This is a genomic window from Flavobacterium piscisymbiosum (assembly GCF_020905295.1).
GTDB lineage: Bacteria > Bacteroidota > Bacteroidia > Flavobacteriales > Flavobacteriaceae > Flavobacterium > Flavobacterium piscisymbiosum.
In genome coordinates this window covers 4,631,643-4,654,119 of the sequence record NZ_JAJJMM010000001.1, presented here as the reverse complement: position 1 = coordinate 4,654,119, position 22,477 = coordinate 4,631,643, and the positions used below count along the sequence as shown (strand labels likewise).

Below are 22,477 nucleotides of genomic sequence, written 5' to 3'. Positions count from 1 at the left end.
TTTCTCTTATTAAAAATTAGAATTATAAAATGCAACTTTCACAAAATTAAGTAGTTTTAATGAAATCTATGATTTTTTTTATAACATTTTGATTTCCAAGTATTTTTCTGTGACCTAAGCCTTCGGTAAGAAATAAAGTGCCATTTTGTAAATATTCATGAATATGAATTCCTGCTTGTACCGGAACTTCAGGATCATCTTTATCATGTATTACCAAAACGGGAATTTGAATTTTTTGTGCTGCTCTATAAGCTGAAAAATCATCCATCTTCACCTGATATTGCTTTTCAAAATGATCACGTAATCTATTACTGATTTCAGTTTTTAAACCTAATTTAGAAACAAATTCTTCCAGAATATCATGTACAATATCTCCACTACCAATAACAACAGCTTTTTTTACATGTAAGCCATCTTTAATTGCGTTTAAAACCGACATTCCTCCTAATGAATGCCCGATTGCAATTTCAAAAGGACCGTATTGTTTTTCGATCTCTAAAATCGAAGCGATAAACTCAGACATTATTGTTGTTTTTCCTTCAGATTTTCCATGTGCCGGAGCATCGAAACTTATGGTTGAATATCCATTTTGTAAAAGTTCGTCCGCTATTTTGAATAGTTGCGTTCCACGACCTGACCAGCCATGAACTAATAATACTTTATGTTGACTTTTTCCATATTCGTAAGTGGTGATATTTTTATGAATTGCAGGAACAAAAAAAGTATTCTTAGTGCTTTTTTGATCCATTTCCAGCTCGCGTTTCGGAACCTTATGTTTTACTGGTGTTGTAAAAAGCTTTGCAGCAAAACTTGTTACCAATTTAGGAGATATAAAAGCGAGTAATTTGCTGGATAGTATGATAACCTGCGGAATTTTTAAAGATTGAGTAGGATTTGTCGCCTTTTTTGCCATTTCAATAAATTTTTTCTGAAGCCTTAATTTTACTTATTTTTTCCTAAATTTAGGAAACATAAAAGTAGCATTTTAATAGATGCTTATTCAAAAAAATAGTTCACAATTAGTTTATAAATCTTTATATGGAAATATTTCATATCAGTGCTGAGTGTTATCCTATGGCAAAAGTTGGCGGTTTAGCTGATGTTGTTGGTGCGTTACCAAAATATCAAATGAATGCCGGTCATGAGGTGCGCGTTGTTGTTCCTTGTTACGATACGAAGTTCAAAAATGAAAATAATTTTGAATGTGTTCATTGGGGAACCGTAAAATTGGGAAGTTTAGATTTTCCGTTTAGCGTTTTAAAAGAAACAACGAATAAACTTGGTTACGAATTATATCTCATAGAAATTAAGGAATTATTTGACCGGCCAAATATTTATGGATATGAGGATGATATAGAACGTTTTTTTTCTTTTCAGATTGCAACTCTGGATTGGATTGCTGCCCGTAAAAATGTTCCGGATATCATTAATTGTCATGACCATCATACGGGACTTATTCCGTTTTTGGTAAAATATGGTTATAAATATCAAAGTTTAATAACTGTAAAAACAGTTATTACGATTCATAATGGCTTGTACCAAGGCTGGTTTGGTTTTGATCAATTGCATTATTTACCGGAGTTTGATTTAATTCATGTTGGATTTTTAGAATGGAATAATTCTCTTAATTCTTTGGCGGTAGGAGTAAAGTGTGCACATGCAGTTACGACTGTTTCGCCAAGTTATCTGGATGAAATTAATGTCTCAGCAAATGGTTTAGAATCTTTATTTAATTCGGTTAGGGATAAATCAAAAGGTATTTTGAACGGAATTGATTTTGAAGTCTGGAATCCGGCAAAAGACCAAATGATTGCAGAAAATTATTCGATTGAAACTCTGGAAACCGGTAAACAAAAAAATAAGGAAAAGTTATGTGAGCAATTTGATCTCGATCCTACGAAACCTTTATTTAGTTTTATTGGTCGTTTATTCGAAGAAAAAGGCGGGGATTTATTACCTCAGGCGTCAGCTTTGGCTTTATCTGAAAATTTTGAGAATATCAATATACTGATTTTAGGATCAGGAAATGCACAAATAGAAGAACAATTACTTCAGTTAAGAAATGATTACAATGGCAATTACAATGTTTTTATTGGTTATAATGAAGAATTAGCCCACTTAATTTACGCAGGTTCTGATTATATTTTAATGCCATCAAGAGTTGAGCCTTGTGGATTAAACCAAATGTATGCCTTGCGTTACGGAACTGTACCCATTGTAAGAAGAACAGGCGGATTACGAGATACTGTAATTGATTTTGGCGATAACGGAAACGGGATTTGTCATGATCAGGCTTCCGTTGGGGATATTTGCTATTCTATAAATCGTGCCGTTAAATTGTACGATGATAAATTAAATTTTAATACAATAAGAAAAAAAGGAATGGCGATCGACCATTCGTGGGAAAGAGTTTGCCAAGAATATATTGAAATATACAACCTAATAATTGAGAAAAATGAAGTTTAAAAAGAAAAATGTAGTTGCTATTATTTTAGGAGGAGGACAAGGATCACGTTTGTTTCCGTTAACAGAAACCAGATCAAAACCAGCAGTTCCAATTGGTGGAAAATACCGATTAGTTGATATTCCTATTTCAAATTGTATCAATTCGGATATTTTTAAAATATTTGTTTTGACCCAGTTTAACTCGGCATCTCTAAATGCGCATATCAAAAACACTTTCAATTTTAGTATTTTCAGTCAATCATTTGTAGATATTTTAGCGGCAGAGCAAACTCCGGATAATCCAACATGGTTTCAGGGAACTGCAGATGCTGTTCGCCAATGTATGTCGCATTTTTTGAAACACGATTTTGATCATGCTTTAATTCTGTCAGGAGATCAATTGTATCAAATGGATTTTAATGAAATGCTGGAAGCTCACATTGCAGCGGATGCTGAAATTTCTATTGCTACTTTACCGGTAAATGCCAAAGACGCGCCTGAATTTGGAATCTTAAAAACATGTCATGAAAGTTATGTAGAGGCTTTTATTGAAAAACCTGACGCATCACTTTTACCTGAATGGGAATCGGAAGTAAGTGATCACATGAAGGAAAAGGGTAAAAAGTACCTGGCTTCGATGGGAATCTATATTTTTAACCGTCAGTTATTAGAAGATTTAATGGCCGATCCTGAAACAAAGGATTTTGGTAAAGAAATTATTCCGCAAGCTGTAGGTAAACATAAAATTTTGAGTTACCAATATGAAGGGTATTGGACAGATATTGGAAATATTGAATCGTTTTTTGAAGCCAATATTGGTTTAACGGCAGATATTCCTGAGTTTAATTTATTTGATAATGATAATAAAATTTTTACCAGACCAAGATTATTGCCTCCATCAAAATTTAGAAATTCAAATATTAATCAATCTTTAATTTCTGAAGGCTGTATTATTAATGCTAAAGAGATTAAAAGTTCTGTAATTGGCATTCGTTCCAGAATTGGTGTTGGAACCGTACTGGAGAATTGTTACGTTATGGGGAATGATTTTTATCAGGATCTTGATGAGATGAATCACGAAAGCAGTATTAATAAAATTCACGTAGGAATAGGAGAAAACTGTTTTATAAAAAATGCTTTGGTAGATAAAAACGTTCGTATAGGAAACAATGTTCATATTAACGGAGGCAAACATTTGGATAATTTTACAAACGAATTATATAGTATAAAAGATGGTATTGTAGTGATAAAAAAAGGAGTTGTACTATCGGATAATTTTAGAATTGAATAATAATTTTACAAAATAAATTTCAATACAAAAGTTCCAAATTCCAATAAAAATCAGCATTCCAATTATAAAAAACAAATATGAATAAAGTTATCACGCATTCTCTGTTTACTGATTTTGATATTGATTTATTCAAAGCGGGCAAACACTTCAAATTATATGAAAAATTAGGAGCACATTTAGTTGAAGTTAACGGAGTAAAAGGCGTTTACTTTGCAGTTTGGGCACCAACAGCTCAATCTGTTTCGGTTGTTGGTGATTTTAATTACTGGACAGAAGGAGAGCATTTATTGCAGGTTCGTTGGGATTCTTCGGGAATTTGGGAAGGTTTTATTCCGGGTATCGAGAAAGGAACACTTTACAAATATAAAATTCAATCCAACATAAATGGAGTTGTAACTGAGAAAGCCGATCCATTTTCTTTATACTGCGAAAAACCGCCTCATACAGCTTCGGTTGTCTGGGATTTAGATTATAATTGGAAGGATGAAAACTGGATGCAATCCCGTAAAGAAAACAATGCTTTAGATAAACCTTATTCTGTTTATGAAGTACACTTAGGTTCATGGAAGCGTGGTGAAAACAATCGTTTTCTAACCTATTTAGAACTTGCAGATGATCTGGTGAATTACGTAAAGGAAACTGGTTTTACTCACGTAGAATTTATGCCGATAATGGAATATCCTTATGATCCGTCTTGGGGATATCAACTGACAGGGTATTTTGCGCCAACTTCAAGATTCGGGAAACCACAGGATTTTATGGTTTTGGTTGATAAATTACATCAGGCTGGTATTGGTGTTATTTTAGATTGGGTTCCGTCGCATTTTCCTGATGATGCTCATGGTTTGGGCTTTTTTGATGGTTCGCATTTATACGAACATCCCGATCGCAGAAAAGGTTATCATCCGGATTGGAAAAGTTTGGTTTTTAATTATGGTCGCAATGAAGTGCGTGCTTTTTTAATTAGCAATGCCGTTTTTTGGCTGCAGCATTATCATGCCGATGGTTTACGCGTTGATGCTGTTGCCTCGATGTTATATCTTGATTATTCCAGAAATGAAGGCGAGTGGGAACCTAATATTTATGGCGGAAGGGAAAATCTGGACACGATTAGTTTTCTTAAAGAGTTTAATGAAGTAATCTACGCTAATTTTGATGGAGTTCAAACTATTGCAGAAGAAAGCACCTCTTTTCCAATGGTATCGAGACCAACTTTTACAGGTGGTTTAGGATTTGGTATGAAGTGGATGATGGGCTGGATGCATGATACTTTAAAATACTTCCAGAAAGAAACAGTTTATAGAAAATACCATCAGAATGATTTGACATTTTCGATGACGTATGCTTTTACCGAAAATTTTATGCTTCCGTTTTCTCATGATGAAGTAGTGTACGGAAAAAAATCTATCGCCAATAAAATGCCTGGCGATGAATGGCAGAAATTTGCCAATTTAAGATTGTTGTACGGTTATATGTTTACTCATCCCGGAACCAAATTACTTTTTATGGGTTCGGAATTTGGACAAAGTGATGAGTGGAATTTTGAAAAAAGCCTTGATTGGCATTTACTTCAGTACGATTATCATTCCGGCATTAAAAAAGTGATTACAGATTTGAATAATTTGTACAAAACACGCCCTGCTTTATATGAAAAGCAATTTACAGGAGAAGGTTTTGAATGGATTAATTATTCGGATCATCAAAATGCGGTGTTATCTTATATTCGAAAGGGAAATAATCCTGATGAAAATTTAATTGTAGTTTGTAATTTCACGCAAGTGGTTCGGGAAAATTATAGAATAGGGATTCCGAAAAAAGGCAAACTAGAGGAAATTTTCAATAGTGATGCTACTATTTATGGCGGAAGTGGATTGGCTAATACAAATACTTTAAAAATTGAAAAAAGCGCTTATGATGGAAGAGATTTTTCTGTTGAATTACTTTTGCCTCCGCTAAGTGTTACCGTTTATTCTTTAGTATAAAAAACAGCTATGATTTTTCATACTATTAATTTATCAATTTAACGTTTTAAAATTAGCGAATTGTTTGTTTTTTGATATCTAATTTAACACTCATTCAGAAAAAACGTTTTCGTGAATAAACCTTATATTGATACACGTTTATGTGCTTTTTTTGTATGTTTGAAAGAGAGATAAGCGTTATTATAATTAATTCATTTAGCGATATGATTACAAATACATCATTAGAATATAAAGGCGATTTATATCCGTCAAAAATCGTTTCATTTGAACATGAAGGCGATTCTATTTTTTTTAATACAGATAATAAAGTAATCTTAAAAGTCACTATTCTTAGAGACAGTTTAATTCGGTTTCGCTTTACAACAAAAGGATATTTCAGTAATGATTTCTCCTATGCAATAGATAAAACCCAGCTGCACGGTTATAATTTTTTAGAACTTACAGAAGAGGATACTTATTTTCTTATTAGAACCAGTAAGGTAAAATGTAAAATTCAAAAAGCAGATCTTCGTTTGTCTATTTATGATTTAAACGATCTTTTGATTCTTGAGGATGAACTTGGCTTTCATTGGGAAGAAAGTTATGAATATGGTGGAAATATCGTAAAAATGAGTAAATCATCTAAAGATGGGGAATGTTTTTACGGACTAGGAGACAAAGCGACTCAAATGAATTTAAAAGGCAAAAGATTAGAAAATTTTGCTACAGATCAATATGCTTATCAAAAGGATCAGGAACCTTTATATAAAGTAGTTCCGTTTTATATAGGTCTACACAACAAACAATCTTACGGTATTTTCTTTGATAATACTTTTAGAACCTTCTTTGATTTTTGTCAGGAAAGAAGAAACGTTTCCAGCTTTTGGGCTGAAGGCGGTGAAATGAATTACTACTTTATCTATGGGCCGCAAATGCAGGATGTAGTTACGACTTATACTGATTTAACAGGCAAGCCGGAATTACCGCCACTTTGGGTTTTAGGATATCATCAATGTAAATGGAGTTATTATCCGGAAAGTAAAGTAAAAGAAATTACATCTAAATTCAGAGAGCTTAAAATTCCCTGCGATGCCATTTATCTTGATATTGACTATATGGAAGGATTTCGATGTTTTACCTGGAATAAAAATTACTTTCCAGATCCAAAACGTATGGTTGCAGAACTGGCAGAAGATGGTTTTAAAACGATCGTAATCATTGATCCGGGAATTAAAATAGATAAAGATTACTGGGTTTACCAGGAAGCTTTAGAAAAAGATTATTTCTGCAAAAGAGCCGATGGACCGTATATGAAAGGTAAAGTCTGGCCAGGCGAATGTAATTTTCCTGATTATACAAATCCCGTAGTTAGAGAATGGTGGGCTGGATTATTTAAAGAATTAATTTCAGATATAGGTGTAAAAGGTGTTTGGAACGATATGAATGAACCGGCTGTTATGGAGGTTCCCAATAAAACATTCCCAATGGATGTTCGTCACGTTTATGACGGAAATCCTTGCAGCCATAGAAAAGCACATAATATTTACGGCACGCAAATGGCCAGAGCGACATATCATGGCGTAAAACGATTTACATATCCTAAACGTCCATTTGTAATTACCAGATCAGCGTATTCAGGAGCACAACGTTACACATCATCCTGGACTGGGGATAATGTAGCAACGTGGGAACATTTATGGCTTGCCAATATTCAGGTACAAAGAATGAGTATTTCCGGAATGGGATTTACTGGTTCTGATATTGGAGGTTTTGCAGAACAACCTACAGGTGAACTTTACGCACGTTGGATACAATTAGGTGTTTTTCACCCGTTTTGCAGAACGCATTCATCCGGAGATCATGGTAATCAGGAACCTTGGGCTTTTGATGAAGAAGTGATTAATATTACCCGCAAGTTTGTGAGTTTACGTTATCAGTTATTGCCGTACTTGTACACCATGTTTTGGCAATATATTGAAGAGGGAATTCCGATGCTGAAACCATTAGTTTATTACGATCAGGAAGATACGCAGACACATTATAGAAACGATGAATTCATCTTTGGAAATCAAATATTAGTATGTCCAATACTTGAACCTAATGCTGTAGGTAGACGTATGTATATACCAAGAGGCGAGTGGTATAACTATTGGACCAATGAGTTTTCTACAGGTGGAAGAGAAGTCTGGATTGATACTAAATTTGATGAAATTCCTGTTTTTATAAAAGCGGGCGCTATCATCCCAAAATATCCGGTTCAGCAATATGTGGGTGAACTTGAATTTGATGAACTAACGCTCGATCTTTACTTTAAAAACGGAAAAGAAAAATCAGTAGTTTATGAAGATGCTCAGGACGGTTATGATTATAAAAAAGGCCGCTACAGCTTTTTATCTTTTAGAACAATAGGTAAAGAAAAAGAATTGATTGTTCAGCTTCATAAAGAAGGAAAGTACGATACGCCTTATTCAAAATATAAAATTAACTTAATTGGATTGCCATTTAAAGTAACAGAAATTGAAATTGACAATGAAATAATCGCTTTCGACAAAATTGCATTCGAAGAAAATCATTTCTTAATTGTTGATAAAGAGTTCAGTGAACTTCATATAAGTGGTGAATAAGTAAATTCTGATAAAAATTTACGTAATTATATAAAATAAGAAATAATTATAATTGTATTTTTGTGTGTGTTAAAAATTTAAATATCATGAAAAAACATTTATTATCGGGAATTTTGGCAGCTGTTTTAGTTGTCGGCTGTGCAACTAATCCTGTTACAGGAAAGAAAAATTTAAACTTCGTTTCGAACAGTGAATTATTTCCATCGTCTTTTCAACAATATAGTACGTTTATAGCGGAGAATAAAGTTATTACAGGAACTCCAGATGCTAAATTAGTAGAAACTGTTGGCGGAAAAATTAAAAAAGCTGCTGAGAAATATTTGACTTTTTTAGGTCAGTCTCAATATTTAACTGACTATCGTTGGGAATATAAACTGGTAGATAATAAAGAAGTTAATGCCTGGTGTATGCCAGGAGGTAAAATTGTAGTTTATTCGGGAATTCTTCCAATAACACAAAACGAATCTGGCCTTGCTACTGTAATGGGGCATGAAGTTTCTCACGCATTAGCGAATCACGGTGCACAAAGAATGAGTGCGGCACAATTACAGCAAATTGGCGGTGCAGCCTTAGGGGCAGCAACAAGTGGAAAGTCGGAATCAACTCAGCAAATTTTTGCTCAGGCTTACGGGTTGGGTTCTGAAGTAGGAGTAATGCTTCCGTTTAGTAGAAGTAACGAAACCGAAGCTGATAAAATAGGATTAACACTTATGGCAATTGCTGGTTATAATCCGGATGATGCAATCGCGTTCTGGACCAGAATGTCAGCAAAATCAGGAGCATCAGGAACTCCGGAATTTATGAGTACTCACCCTGCTGATGCAACTAGAATCGCAAACCTAAAATCATTAATTCCTGAAGCAAAAGCGACAGCATTAAAAGTTGGGGTTATTAGATAAAAATAAATTGCTCAAAAAATAATCAAAAAGCTATTCATCACGGTGAATGGCTTTTTTTATGTAAAACAAAAGTTTAAGTTGTTTATAATTTATTAATACATGATTTATCAAATTTCTATTTGATTATAATAAAAAATAGATAAATTCGTAGCTTGTTAACAAAACCATTTCTATGAAAAATTTACAAAAAGGAGATAAAAAATTATTAAATGCTTGGGCTTTTTATGATTGGGCAAATTCTGTCTATACGCTTACAATCGCATCAGCAGTATTTCCTATTTTTTATGAAGCTTTATTTTCAGAACGTGACCATTACATTGATGTTTTTGGGATGCACTTAAAAAATTCGGCTTTGATTAGTTTTATCACGGCTATGGCATTTTTAGTAGTTTCTTTTATATCTCCTTTATTATCGGGAATTGCCGATTATGTTGGTAATAAAAAAGCATTCATGAAATTCTTCTGTTATTTGGGGGCGTTATCGTGTATGGGGCTGTATTGGTTTGACTTAGACAATATTTATATCGGCTTGGCTTTTTACTTTTTTGGATTACTGGGATATTGGGGAAGTTTGGTTTTTTATAATTCTTATTTGCCGGATATCGCGTTTGAAGAACAACAGGATAAAATTAGTGCCAAAGGATATTCGTTAGGATATATTGGAAGTGTAATTTTGTTGATCATTAATTTAGCAATGATCATGAAACCAAAAATTTTCGGAATCACTGGATCAGATGGAGAAGCAGCTATGAAAGCAATGCGATATTCGTTTGTAATGGTGGGGGTCTGGTGGATACTTTTTAGCCAATACACTTATTATTATTTACCAAAAGGACGAAAAGAAACGGGCGAAAAACTAACAAGATCTGTTGTATTTAATGGATTTAAAGAGTTAAAGAAAGTTTGGGCATTGCTACAGCAAAACATTCCTTTAAAACGTTATTTAGGAGGTTTTTTCGTTTCGAGTATGGCGGTACAAACTGTAGTGTTGGTTGCTACCTATTTTGGAGCACAGGAAATTCAATGGGAATCTAAAGAAGATAGTACGCAAGGTTTAATTATTTGCATTTTATTAATACAACTTGTAGCGGTTGTTGGAGCTATTGCAACTTCAAGAGCTTCAGCGAAATACGGTAATATTCCGACCCTGATTGTAATTAACTTTATTTGGGTAGTTTTTTGTGTGATCGTTTATTTTATTTATCTGCCTTTACATTTTTATATTGCAGCCACTATTGCAGGATTTGTAATGGGAGGAATTCAGGCATTGTCGCGTTCGACATACTCAAAATTATTACCTGAAACAGAAGATACTGCTTCATTTTTCAGTTTTTATGATGTTGCAGAAAAAATAGGAATTGTAATAGGGATGTGTGTTTACGGTGTTATTGACCAGATTACGGGAAGTCCTCGTTCTGCAATTTTTATTCTGGGAATATTTTTCGTTACAGCAATTTTCTTATTGAGAAGAGTACCAAAAAAGGCACTTTAAATTAATAAAGTGCCTTTCGGGGGATTTAATCTGTAGTAAATTAAGACAAATTGATTTGATTGATGATTGTAATTCTTATAGTGTTTTACAATTATACTTTTGTTATACTTCCTGAACCAGAAACTTTTACATCTCTTTTTTCAGGATTTCCGGTGTATTTGATATCACCTGAACCTGCAATTCTTGCTGTTAGGTTTTCTGCACAGTTAACACGGCTGTTACCAGATCCGGAAACGTTTGCATCAACATTTTTAGCTTTCAAATTTGTAGCTTCAATATTTCCTGATCCTGCAAGTTTGGTTGTTAAACTATCTGAACTTCCTTTTAAATTGATATTTCCGGATCCGCTTAAATTTAACTCTAAATTATTTGAGTTTACTTCCAGGTTAAAGTTTCCTGACCCTGCCAATTTTGCTGTAAATTTATCGCTTTTAATAGCATTTTTAGACTGAACATTTCCTGAACCTGCCAGGCTTACTTCTGATATTTTTTCGAAAGGAACAGTAACTTCGATTTTTTTACCCAAGCTCGGTCTGATATTAGTGCCTTTTTCAACGTAAATTTTTAAGACATTATCTTCGACTTCCACTTTTATAGCCGAAACTAGATTTTCCTCTCCTTTAATGATAATTTTACCTTCTTTTCCTGCTACCAAATCTACATCAAATGAGCCGGCTACTTTTATTACATCATAATCTGATGTTGTTCTTGTTTCAGAAACAACCTTTCCGTTTCCTTTAATTTTATTGTTTGACCATTGTGCATTTCCAATAGAACTTATTAATAATGCGCTAAATACGAATAGTTTAAAAGTTTTTTTCATTGTTTGATTCTTTAATTGTTGTTTTTGATTGATTTATGATTCGATTATCTTTTAGTTAGAATTATGTTTCCGTAACTAGAATTAATGATGACTTTATTTTGTCCTTTTTTCTTATTATACCCACTTATTCTTTTGTTGTTACTTTTAATTTCGCTAACCATAACTTCTAAAGAGCTGTCATTTTTAATACTTCCATATCTTGTATTAATATCAAAGTCAAAAGAATAGTTGGCGTCATAACCTAAAGCAATATTGGTATATCCTGTATTAATATTTACATTCTTTGATTTTTCACTCATTGATTCTACATTTATTTTTGAGTACGTAGCATCAATATTCAGGCTATTTAAAACCTCTGCAATAGATATAGTTACATAATTACTACTGCCAATAAGTGAATTTATCTTTTGAAATTTAAAACTGCCGTAGTTTCCTTTGCATTTAATGTTCTGACCGTCTAACAATGATACGTCGGTATAATTTGCATCAACATTTAAGTTACCGGATTCATTTATTTTTATTCCTGAATAACGTGCTTCAATGTTTCCGTTTTTAATATAATCAATGCTTGAATTCTGACTGTATCCAATTTCGATTCTATTGCTGTCCCCATTAAGTTTTCCTAATATAATTTTACCATACTTACAAGCAATATCAGTAGTAGATTCTAAATTGAGAGTCGTAATATTCCCGTATTTATTATTGAGTTTTACAGTTCCGTTTTTTGGAATTTTTATCACATAGTTAATTTCAAAACTATTGCTGCTTCCTCTGCTTTTTAATGAAGAATTTCCAATGTTGGTGATAGCGGTAACCATAGATTTCAGCGCATTAATATCGACATCGATGCTGCTTAATCTTTCGTTTACCCAATTTTCATTTCCGCCCGAAACTTTAATAGTAATATCAAGGTCAATTTTGTTTTCATCCCAGGTGCTTACAGTGATGTTACCGTATTTGTTCTCAATATCAATTCCTGCATTAGAATTAACAATAAAGGTTTTCTTGATGTTTTTTTCTTTAGAAATAAAAGTATCATCATTTGAGAATCCTAGAAAAGGAATCAAAATGAATAAGATAAGTATGTTATAATGTTTTTTCATCTGTGGTATTTTTAAATTTTTCGTTTTCTTCAATTCGTTGTAAAACTGTTTGTAAAAAAGATATTCTGGTTTGAAGATTGCTGATCATGGCGTAAATAATTTGTTTATTCTCGCCATTTTTCTGAACTTCTTTTATAATTTTTGCATAATCTGCATCAAAAACTTTCATTTGTTTTAATGCGTCATTAATGATTTGCTCATTTTCAGGCGAACTTTTTTCTTTTAATTTAACTAGCTCATTATCAATTAAAATACTAAATATCGAATCGGTTCTTTTTGTTTCTTTTGAAGCAAATTTGAATTCCTTAGGCTTTTCGTTATTATTATAAAACAGAGACACTCCCAGTAATATCACAATAGAAGCAGCAATTGCCCAAACTGCATGATTCTTTTTCTTTGGTTGTTTTTTGTTATTCAATTTATTTAAGAAATCAACCTGATGATCTGCATTCATCCTTTTTACATCCCATTGATTTTCAAATTTTTCAAATAATTGATCTAATTCGTCATTTTCCTTTTTCATATATCTAAAATTTATTTGTTAGTGGTGAATCTGTCGTCGCTTTTTTATTTATTTGTGCGCACAAACTTTTTATTAATAGCAATTTCATATCTCCTCTAATTTTTTTCGTAAACCTTCTTTTGCTCTGCTCAGTGTAGTTCTACAGTTAGCATAACTAATATTCAGAATTTCACATATTTCTTCCTGATCATAACCTTCAATATAAAAAAGCGTCAAAACCATGCGGTAATTGTCTTTTAAACTTAAGATGGTATCTAAAACCTGTTTCACTTTAAGTGAATTCAAATCTATATTTTCAGAAAAAAAACTATCATTTTCTTCTATTTTATATAATGTCTTACTTAGATCTTCAACTTGAAAGGCATTATTTTTTTTATAAAAGTCAATACTATAATTGACAATTATTTTCTTTAACCATGCTCCAAAAGCCACTTCTTGTTTGTAGTCGTTAATTTTTGTAAAAGCCTTAAGGAAACCTTCCTGCATAACGTCTTGTGCAAAATGTTCATCTTTTACAATACGGTAAGCTACGTTGTACATAGCTTTACTGTAACGATTGTAAACTTCAAATTGTGCCTTTTGATTGTTTTCTTTACAAAGCGCGATTAATTCTTCGATATTTTGGTTTGTTATACTCAAGTAATGGTTGCTAGTTTTTAATAAGGACGGTGCTTTTTTTAGTTTGTTACACTTTTGCTAAAAATAAATTTATTTTTTTTGAAAATAAGTGTAATAATCTCATTATGTCAAAAATTATAGTTGAAAGTAATGTTTTGTGTAAGATTTTTAGTTAGTTTTAGCAAAAATTAAATTTTGTATTAAAATAAAGAATTCATGAAAAAAAATTACATTTTATTTCTTTTGCTTTTTGCTTTGGGAATATCTTTTACTTCTTGTACTAAAGACTTTGAGGATGGGCTAAATTATAATAATGGCAATCAGGAGGCTGGTAACGGAAACGGAAATAATCCAGCCGGTACAGGAGTTTTTAAGGCAACCGTGGGAGGAAATGCCTTTGTTGCTAATGGTTCAAGCGCCATTGTAACAGATAATTTTGTACTCATTGCAGGAATTAGAACATCAAATAAAGATTTAATTCAGATAACTTTACCAAGTAATAAAGTAGGAACTTATACATGGGCAAATAGTAAAGATGACGGTGAAAAATTTGTCCTGTCTTATGGCTCAGTAGATACTGAAAATCCATTTATAAGCGCATCAAATGAAGTTGCAGAATTTTTTGGAGTTAAAAATTACACTGATACGGCAATTGTGACCATTACAGCAGTAGATAAAACTAAAAAAACTATTTCAGGAACATTTCAATTTACAGGTTTTAGAGATTTAGGTGATGATAAAACCGAAACCAAGATAATTACTAATGGTTCTTTTACGAATATACCTTATACAGAAACCGCACCTGTTGAAGAGTCTGACGGTTTTTTAAATGCAAAAATAGATGGCGTTGACTTTGTTGAAAACGATATTGATGTGGCTAGTGTAAGTTCAAGTGGTGTTTATCCGTATTTTAGCATAGTAGGAGCAAAGAATGGAGGTAATGAGGATAGTGTTCGTATAGGCGTTAGTAAATCATATGGTGTTGGAACATATCAGGCTTCGAGTGTTACATTGAATGGAGGCGGAGAGGAACTTGTAAATGTTGCGAATGCATCTTGTACTTTAGATGACCTTTTGTATACCACCGAATCAGGTTCGCTAACCATTACTTCAAAAACAGCAACAAAAATAGAAGGTACTTTTAATTTCGTTGTTAGTAATTTTACTACTGGTAAGAAAAAAACAATTACAGGGTCTTTTGGTATAAATACTGAGGATCTGTAATAATAAAAACACTAAAGACATTAAATCCGCCTTTGGGTGGATTTTTTTTTTGGTAGTACAATTTGATTTTACTAGATTGGCTATCTAAAATAGATAAATCATAGTTCATTTTGGCATAGTGATTGTCTATTTTAACGATCTATCTTGTAAATGAAGCGCTTAGAATATTTTTATTACAAATTAATGAATCTAAGACTACATTTGCAGTTAGTACTAAAATTTTAATGACAAAACGACTTATATACTATTATGTCAAACCATAAAATACTCACAATTGACAATCTGTCACTTCAAGAATTTGATTCAGAAGCAGAATTGATTCCATTATTAACTCCAGAAGACGAAGAGGAAATGAACAATGAGGAGCTTCCGCTTTCATTACCTATTTTGCCTTTACGTAATACTGTTTTATTTCCGGGAGTTGTTATTCCTATTTCTGCAGGAAGAGACAAATCGATTAAATTAATAAACGATGCTAATGCCGGCGGAAAAATCATTGGAGTAGTTTCTCAAATTAATGAAGAAGACGAAGATCCATCGAAAGATGATATTCATAAAATAGGAACTGTAGCCAGAATTCTACGCGTTTTAAAAATGCCTGACGGAAATGTTACCGTTATTTTACAAGGAAAAAAACGTTTTGAAATTGATGAAGTTGTTTCAGAAGATCCTTATATTACTGCAGCAATCAAAGAAGTTTCAGAAGACCGTCCTGAAGAAAATGACACTGAATTTACAGCTATTTTAGATTCTGTCAAAGAATTGGCCATTCAAATTATAAAGGAAAGTCCAAACATTCCTTCAGAAGCTACTTTTGCGATTAAAAACATTGAAAGCCAGTCGTTTTTGATCAATTTCGTTTCTTCGAATATGAATTTGTCGGTAAAAGAAAAACAAGGCTTATTATCGATAAACGGATTAAAAGACAGAGCGCTTGAAACCTTGCGTTATATGAACGTTGAGCTGCAAAAGTTAGAATTGAAGAATGACATTCAGTCAAAAGTTCGTTTTGATTTAGACCAGCAGCAACGTGAATATTTCCTTCATCAGCAAATGAAAACCATTCAGGAAGAACTGGGAGGCGTTTCGCAAGAAGAGGAAATGGACGAAATGGGACTGAAAGCGAAAACCAAAAAATGGGACGAAAAAACGCAGAAACATTTCGAAAAAGAATTGTCTAAAATGCGCAGAATGAACCCGCAATCACCAGATTTTGGAATTCAGCGTAATTATTTAGAGTTGTTTTTAGAATTGCCTTGGGGCGAATATTCTAAAGATAAATTTGACTTGAAACATGCTCAGAAAATATTAGATAAAGATCATTTTGGACTTGAAGAAGTTAAGAAAAGAATGATCGAACATTTGGCTGTATTGAAACTTCGTAACGATATGAAATCGCCTATTATATGTTTAACAGGTCCTCCGGGAGTTGGTAAAACATCTATCGGACGTTCGGTTGCAGAAGCTTTAGGTCGTGAATATGTGCGTATTTCGTTAGGTGGATTACGTGACGAAGCAGAAATTCGCGGGCATAGAAAAACGTATATTGGTGCAATGCCAGGAAGAATTATTCAGAGTTTAAAGAAAGCCGGAACATCAAATCCTGTTTTTATTTTAGATGAGATTGACAAACTTTCGAGTGGAAATAGTGGTGATCCGTCTTCAGCTTTATTAGAAGTTTTAGATCCGGAACAAAACAATGCTTTTTATGACAATTTCCTTGAAATGGGTTATGATTTATCTAAAGTAATGTTTATCGCGACATCTAACAATATGGCGACTATTCAGCCTGCTTTGCGTGACAGAATGGAAGTAATTAAGATGTCAGGTTATACAATTGAAGAAAAAGTAGAAATTGCAAAAAGACACCTTTTTCCTAAACAACTTGAAGCACACGGATTAACAGCTAAAGATTTAACGATTGGTAAAAAACAATTAGAAAAAATAGTAGAAGGTTATACACGTGAATCTGGCGTTCGTAACTTAGAAACTAAAATTGCGCAGGTGATTCGTAATGCAGCAAAATCTGTAGCGATGGAAGAGGAGTACAATAAAAAAGTAACTGACGAAGATATCGTAAAAGTTTTGGGTGTACCAAGATTAGAGCGTGATAAATACGAAAACAACGATATTGCAGGAGTTGTGACAGGATTAGCATGGACAAGTGTTGGCGGAGATATTTTGTTTATAGAATCCTTAATTTCTGAAGGTAAAGGTTCATTGACCATTACAGGAAATTTAGGTACAGTAATGAAAGAATCAGCTACAATTGCTTTAGAATATATTAAAGCAAATGCTAAGAAATTAGGATTGGATGTAGCATTGTTTCAAAAATACAATATTCACTTACACGTTCCTGAAGGTGCTACACCAAAAGACGGGCCAAGTGCCGGTATTGCAATGTTGACTTCTTTGGTTTCTTTATTGACTCAAAAGAAAGTAAAGAAAAGCTTGGCTATGACAGGTGAAATTACGCTTCGAGGAAAAGTTTTACCAGTTGGCGGAATCAAAGAAAAAATCTTAGCAGCAAAAAGAGCGAATATTAAAGAAATCATTTTATGTCACGAAAACAAAAGCGACATTGATGAAATCAAAGCAGAATATTTAGAAGGCCTGACTTTTCATTATGTAAAAGAAATGAGCGAAGTATTAGCCTTGGCTTTGACAGATCAAAGTGTGAAAAACGCAAAACAATTGAAATAAAAATTTCAATTGTAAATTCCAATATTTTAAAATCCAAATTCCAATCTGATTAACGCAGTTTTGGAATTTGGATTTTTTTTATTGATATTTAAATTTATTTATTTTTTATAAGTTATATAATTTTATCTTCGCAGTTGCGTTATTCCCATATAGGATTCGCCCCAAAAGCATGTTGAAACGATTCGTTTTACTTTTATTTATGTTAATTTGTTCCGTTTCGTTCGGACAAATAGGAGGGCGTTACACTTATCAATTTCTTAATTTAACGACGTCACCAAGGCAGGCAGCGTTAGGCGGGAAAAATATAACGATTTATGATGAAGATGTCAATCAGGCGATGTCTAATCCAGCAGCTTTAAACGAAGATATGGACAATCACCTTGCAATGAATTATGGTAATTACTACGGAGAAGCTTCTTACGGAACAGCTTCTTACGCTTATACTTACGATCGGCATGTGCAAACATTTTACGCCGGAATAAGTTATATTAACTATGGTTCGTTTGATGGTTATGACGAAAATGGCCAGGCAACATCAGATTTTACAGGGAGCGAAGGTGCTCTTTCCTTGGGTTACGCTTATAATATTCCTTTTACAGACTTACATATCGGAGCTAATGCTAAGTTAATAACTTCGACCTTAGAAAGTTATAATTCGATAGGTGGTGCAATTGATGTGGGAATTATGTATGAAATTCAAAAAAATAATGTAAATTTGGCCCTAGTATTTCGAAATATAGGAACACAGTTTACTACTTATTCAGGAATACAAGAGAATTTGCCCTTTGAAATCATCGCTGGTGTTTCGCAAGAATTAGAACATGTACCTATTCGTTGGTATCTTACTTTAGAGAATTTGCAACAATGGAACATCTCTTTTTCGAATCCCGTTCGTGGCGAAACCAATATTGACGGATCAACAAGTAATGAGAAAGTTTCGTTTGTAAATAATGCTTTACGACATGTTATTCTTGGATTGGAACTTTTTCCTCAAAAGGCATTTAATTTTCGTTTAGGATATAATTTTAGAAGAGGAGAGGAATTAAGAATTGATGAACAACGTAATTTTTCAGGAATCTCATTAGGGTTTGGTTTAAAAATGAATAAGTTAAAGTTTAATTATTCGTACTCAAGATATACATTGGCAGCTAATACAAGTCTTTTTGGTCTAATTTTAAATTTGCAATAACTATATGAAAATATTCAGTTTGTTTTTGTTCATGACTGTAGGGTTTTTTACGGGTACAAAGCACTACTATAAAAAAGAAGTTATGTCTACTCTTGAAGTAGAGAGAATGAATATCAGAATAGGTGAGATAAAAAACATGATTAGTATTGATCCTAAATACAATACTAAAATTGCTTTTTTTGTAGACATGAGAATACCATCAGGTAAAAATCGCTTTTTTGTTTATGACTTGGTAAACAATAAAATTTTAGATCAGGGTCTTGTTGCTCATGGTTCCGGATCTGAAACCGGAGTTAAAGGCAGTTTAAAATTCAGTAATGAACCAAACTCAAATTGCACTGCATTAGGAAGATATTCTATCGAAAAATGCTATAAAGGAGGATTTGGAAAATCATATAAATTAAATGGTTTAGACGAGACCAATAATAATGCTTTAAAGAGAGCTATCGTTTTACATTATTATTCAGCTGTTCCTTATGATGAGCAGGATTACTACATCAGTAATAGTCACGGATGCCCAATGGTAAACGAACAATTCTTTAAAAGAATTGAAAAAATAATCGATACTTCAAAATCTAAGATTATTTTGGATGTTTATTATTGAAAACGGGTTTAACCAATAATAAAAAACAAACTTTACATTGAATAATATTATTATCAGTAAATATTTTTTTACTGATAATTTTTTTTGCGCTTGTTTTAAATCTTCTCTCATTAAAATTTCATGAAATACTATATTTTATTTTTACTTCTGCTCAATAGTGTTTTATATTCGCAGAATGATTTAAAAAGTGCGATGAAGATGTATTCCGATAAAAATTGGTATTATATCAAAAAAGAGAATAATAATTTTGTGTTTTATAATTATTGCAGACCACTTTGGTTTAAATTTAATGAAATAGAGTTTCTTGCCAACGATGGGGCCTATGGAAAAGTCGAAAAATATAAGATTGAAAAAGTTCTTTACAACAAAGAGAATGAATCGTTGGAAATTTATTCAGAAATGCAAGGTGTTACTTTAAAACGTATCATTACAAAAATTAATGAATATACCTTAAATATTAAATTTGTTTATTTTGTTAATGTTGAGGACGAATTAAGTATAAAGTATAATCATGATGCAATTGTAGAATCAGAATTTAAAAAACTAAAAATAGTAAAGGCCTGCAAGTCAAATAAATCTAAAAAGGTTAAAAAAACAGATTCTAATGAAGAGCCGCCTCCGGCACCACAATAATAAATTAAAAAACAAAAATGAAAAAAATTACCATTGCTATTGATGGATTCTCATCAACAGGAAAAAGCACTTTAGCAAAACAATTAGCAAAAGAGCTTGAATATGTTTATGTAGATACCGGAGCGATGTATCGTGCAGTTGCCTATTTTGCAATGCAAAATAAGTTTATAGGAGCTGATTTTTTTGATAAAAATGCTTTAAAAGAAGCATTGCCTAAAATTCAGTTAGAATTTAAGTTTAATCCAGATTTAGGTTTTGGTGAAATGTTCCTGAATGGTGAGAACGTCGAAAAACAAATCAGAACTATTGAAGTTTCTAATTTTGTAAGTAAAGTAGCAGAAGTTTCTGAGGTACGTTCTAAATTAGTAGAACAACAACAGGAAATGGGAAAAAATGCAGCAATTGTAATGGACGGAAGGGATATAGGAACAGTTGTTTTCCCGAATGCCGAACTTAAAATATTTATGACTGCAAGTGCCGAAACCCGTGCACAAAGGCGTTTTGACGAATTGCAGCAAAAAGGCGATAATGTATCTTACGAAGATGTTTTGAAAAATGTAGTCGAAAGAGATCATATCGATACACATCGTGAAGATTCTCCTTTGGTGATTGCAGATGACGCCATAGAAATAGATAATTCTTACTTAAGCAGAGAAGAACAATTTGATGCTGTTTTAGAATTAGTAAATGATGTCGTAAAAACGAATTAAATTTTTGTAGATATTTATTTTAATGGTAGTTTTACCGCTTCATTTATTATTCTAAAGACAATTTCATCATATGGGAATTAAAAACAGGTTGATTATAATGAGCTTTCTTCAATTTTTTGTTTGGGGAGCCTGGCTTATAACAATTGGAAATTATTGGTTTGGAACTAAAAATTGGGAAGGAACCCAATTTGGTCTTGTCTTCGGAACCATGGGAATTGCTTCTTTATTCATGCCAACACTTACCGGGATCATTGCTGACAGATGGGTAAATGCTGAAAAGTTATATGGTTTTTTGCATATAATTTACGCTTTAGTTTTATTTGGTATTGCACAGGTAACCACACCGGATAATTTTATATATGTAATGTTTGCTGCAATGTGTTGTTATATGCCAACAATTGCTTTAAGTAATTCTATTTCATACACCTCGCTTAAGTTAAATGATAAAAACATAGTAAAAGATTTCCCGCCTATTCGTGTTTGGGGAACTATTGGTTTTATCGCTGCAATGTGGATCACTAATTTAAGTGGAAGCAAGGCGACTGAATATCAGTTTTATATTGCTGGGGTTGGAGCCTTAATTCTTGGGATTTATGCGTTTACATTGCCTAAATGTAAGCCACAACGCCTTACCAAAGAAGATGCTACATTAACAGAAACTTTAGGTTTAGAAGCTTTTAAACTTTTTGGAAATTACAAAATGGCTTTGTTTTTTGTGTTTTCTATGTTTTTAGGAGGTGCATTACAATTAACAAATGCTTACGGAGATGTCTTTTTGGATGAATTTAAACATTTTCCTAAATATGCTGATTCTTTCGTAATTGAGTATTCGACTATTATTATGTCGATCTCTCAGGTATCTGAAACTTTATTTATTTTGGCAATTCCGTTTTTCTTAAGACGTTTTGGAATCAAACAAGTAATGTTGATTAGTATGCTCGCTTGGGTATTACGTTTTGGATTATTTGCTTTTGGAGATCCTGTAGGTGGCTTATGGATGATTATTATGTCTTGTATTGTTTACGGAATGGCATTTGATTTCTTTAATATCTCAGGTTCTTTATTCGTAGAAAGCAATACCGATTCTAAAATACGTTCATCAGCTCAAGGATTATTTATGATGATGACCAATGGAGTAGGGGCTGTTTTAGGAAGTTTAACTTCGGGTTGGGCAATTGATCGTTTTTTTACAAAATCATTTAGCAATACAAGTGAATTAGCAGGATTTTTACAAACCGATGCAACAAATTCTAAAATGTTAGATTTTGTAAAAAGTCAGGGAAATTCAGTTTCAACAGACGGAATTTTTACCAATCCAATTTTGATGAAGGACTGGCATACGATCTGGTTGTCGTTTGCGGCTTATGCATTGGTTATCGCAATTGCTTTTGCTGTTTTATTCAAACACAAACACGATCCTAAAGAAATAGAGAATTTGAGTCATTAATGACTTATTATATATTTAAAACCCGCTTTCTACAAATAGAAAGCGGGTTTTTCTTTTCAGTTATATGTATATTTGATTATTCCTTTTTTAGATCAAAGTATGTTAAGTCAACAAAAATCAATTCCACCATTTAAGGCTATCATCTCAAAGCCAATGTTATTGCTGAATTTTATCTTTGCGTTATTTTG

Annotated in this window: 18 protein-coding genes; 13 read left to right on the top strand and 5 right to left on the bottom strand. The window is 32.7% G+C overall.

Annotated elements, in window-relative coordinates; all coding sequences use genetic code 11:
* Nucleotides 1-46: 46 nt before the first annotated feature.
* Entirely contained in the window at nt 47-913 is an 867-nt protein-coding gene (locus LNP81_RS20100) for an alpha/beta hydrolase (protein WP_230038967.1), read from the bottom strand.
* Between the two features lie 125 nt (nt 914-1,038).
* Between LNP81_RS20100 and LNP81_RS20095 the strand changes: the two genes are divergently transcribed.
* The 6 genes from LNP81_RS20095 (at nt 1,039) to LNP81_RS20070 (ending at nt 10,712) form a co-directional block, all read left to right on the top strand.
* Nucleotides 1,039-2,466 (top strand): glycogen synthase, encoded by a 1,428-nt coding sequence (locus tag LNP81_RS20095; RefSeq protein ID WP_230038965.1) that lies wholly within the window; start codon nt 1,039-1,041, stop codon nt 2,464-2,466.
* Nucleotides 2,456-3,736: a glucose-1-phosphate adenylyltransferase gene (locus tag LNP81_RS20090; RefSeq protein WP_230038963.1), complete on the top strand. Its 1,281-nt coding sequence runs from the start codon at nt 2,456-2,458 to the stop codon at nt 3,734-3,736. Before LNP81_RS20095 ends, LNP81_RS20090 begins: the two co-directional genes overlap by 11 nt.
* Nucleotides 3,737-3,813: 77 nt before the next feature.
* Complete coding sequence (gene glgB / locus LNP81_RS20085) at nt 3,814-5,718, top strand: 1,4-alpha-glucan branching protein GlgB (protein ID WP_230038961.1); 1,905 nt, start codon at nt 3,814-3,816, stop codon at nt 5,716-5,718.
* A 203-nt stretch (nt 5,719-5,921) separates the two neighbouring features.
* Nucleotides 5,922-8,321 carry a glycoside hydrolase family 31 protein gene (locus tag LNP81_RS20080; protein ID WP_230038959.1) on the top strand — a complete coding sequence of 800 codons (2,400 nt, stop codon included), beginning with the start codon at nt 5,922-5,924 and terminating at the stop codon, nt 8,319-8,321.
* Between the two features lie 86 nt (nt 8,322-8,407).
* The gene (locus LNP81_RS20075; RefSeq protein ID WP_230038957.1) at nt 8,408-9,220 is read left to right on the top strand and encodes a M48 family metallopeptidase; all 813 of its coding nucleotides are present in this window, start codon (nt 8,408-8,410) and stop codon (nt 9,218-9,220) included.
* Nucleotides 9,221-9,392: 172 nt separating this feature from the next.
* Nucleotides 9,393-10,712: an MFS transporter gene (locus tag LNP81_RS20070; protein ID WP_230038955.1), complete on the top strand. Its 1,320-nt coding sequence runs from the start codon at nt 9,393-9,395 to the stop codon at nt 10,710-10,712.
* Between the two features lie 91 nt (nt 10,713-10,803).
* On the opposite strand, the gene LNP81_RS20065 is transcribed toward LNP81_RS20070, so the two are convergent.
* From LNP81_RS20065 to LNP81_RS20050, 4 genes are all read right to left on the bottom strand, one after another.
* Nucleotides 10,804-11,535 (bottom strand): head GIN domain-containing protein, encoded by a 732-nt coding sequence (locus LNP81_RS20065; RefSeq protein ID WP_230038953.1) that lies wholly within the window; start codon nt 11,533-11,535, stop codon nt 10,804-10,806.
* A gap of 44 nt (nt 11,536-11,579) precedes the next feature.
* Nucleotides 11,580-12,638 carry a DUF4097 family beta strand repeat-containing protein gene (locus tag LNP81_RS20060; protein ID WP_230038951.1) on the bottom strand — a complete coding sequence of 353 codons (1,059 nt, stop codon included), beginning with the start codon at nt 12,636-12,638 and terminating at the stop codon, nt 11,580-11,582.
* On the bottom strand, nt 12,622-13,161 hold the full coding sequence (locus LNP81_RS20055; RefSeq protein ID WP_230038949.1) for an anti-sigma factor: 540 nt from the start codon (nt 13,159-13,161) through the stop codon (nt 12,622-12,624). The genes LNP81_RS20060 and LNP81_RS20055 overlap by 17 nt, the downstream gene beginning before the upstream one ends.
* An 84-nt stretch (nt 13,162-13,245) precedes the next feature.
* Nucleotides 13,246-13,800, bottom strand: a complete 555-nt coding sequence (locus tag LNP81_RS20050; protein WP_230038947.1) for an RNA polymerase sigma factor — start codon at nt 13,798-13,800, stop codon at nt 13,246-13,248.
* Nucleotides 13,801-13,995: 195 nt separating this feature from the next.
* Here LNP81_RS20050 and LNP81_RS20045 point away from each other — a divergent pair, with 195 nt between their 5' ends.
* From LNP81_RS20045 to LNP81_RS20015, 7 genes are all read left to right on the top strand, one after another.
* Nucleotides 13,996-15,003: a DUF6252 domain-containing protein gene (locus LNP81_RS20045; RefSeq protein ID WP_230038945.1), complete on the top strand. Its 1,008-nt coding sequence runs from the start codon at nt 13,996-13,998 to the stop codon at nt 15,001-15,003.
* A 249-nt stretch (nt 15,004-15,252) separates the two neighbouring features.
* Entirely contained in the window at nt 15,253-17,706 is a 2,454-nt protein-coding gene (gene lon / locus LNP81_RS20040) for an endopeptidase La (RefSeq protein ID WP_230038943.1), read from the top strand.
* A gap of 169 nt (nt 17,707-17,875) precedes the next feature.
* On the top strand, nt 17,876-18,895 hold the full coding sequence (gene porQ, locus LNP81_RS20035; protein ID WP_230038941.1) for a type IX secretion system protein PorQ: 1,020 nt from the start codon (nt 17,876-17,878) through the stop codon (nt 18,893-18,895).
* A gap of 4 nt (nt 18,896-18,899) precedes the next feature.
* On the top strand, nt 18,900-19,499 hold the full coding sequence (locus LNP81_RS20030) for a murein L,D-transpeptidase catalytic domain-containing protein (protein ID WP_230038940.1): 600 nt from the start codon (nt 18,900-18,902) through the stop codon (nt 19,497-19,499).
* A 120-nt stretch (nt 19,500-19,619) separates the two neighbouring features.
* Nucleotides 19,620-20,132: a hypothetical protein gene (locus LNP81_RS20025; protein ID WP_230038938.1), complete on the top strand. Its 513-nt coding sequence runs from the start codon at nt 19,620-19,622 to the stop codon at nt 20,130-20,132.
* 17 nt (nt 20,133-20,149) lie between these two features.
* A complete protein-coding gene (gene cmk / locus LNP81_RS20020; protein ID WP_230038936.1) occupies nt 20,150-20,842 on the top strand; it encodes a (d)CMP kinase in 693 nt (230 codons plus the stop codon).
* 70 nt (nt 20,843-20,912) lie between these two features.
* Complete coding sequence (locus tag LNP81_RS20015) at nt 20,913-22,289, top strand: nucleoside permease (RefSeq protein WP_230038934.1); 1,377 nt, start codon at nt 20,913-20,915, stop codon at nt 22,287-22,289.
* The last annotated feature ends 188 nt before the right edge of the window (nt 22,290-22,477 follow it).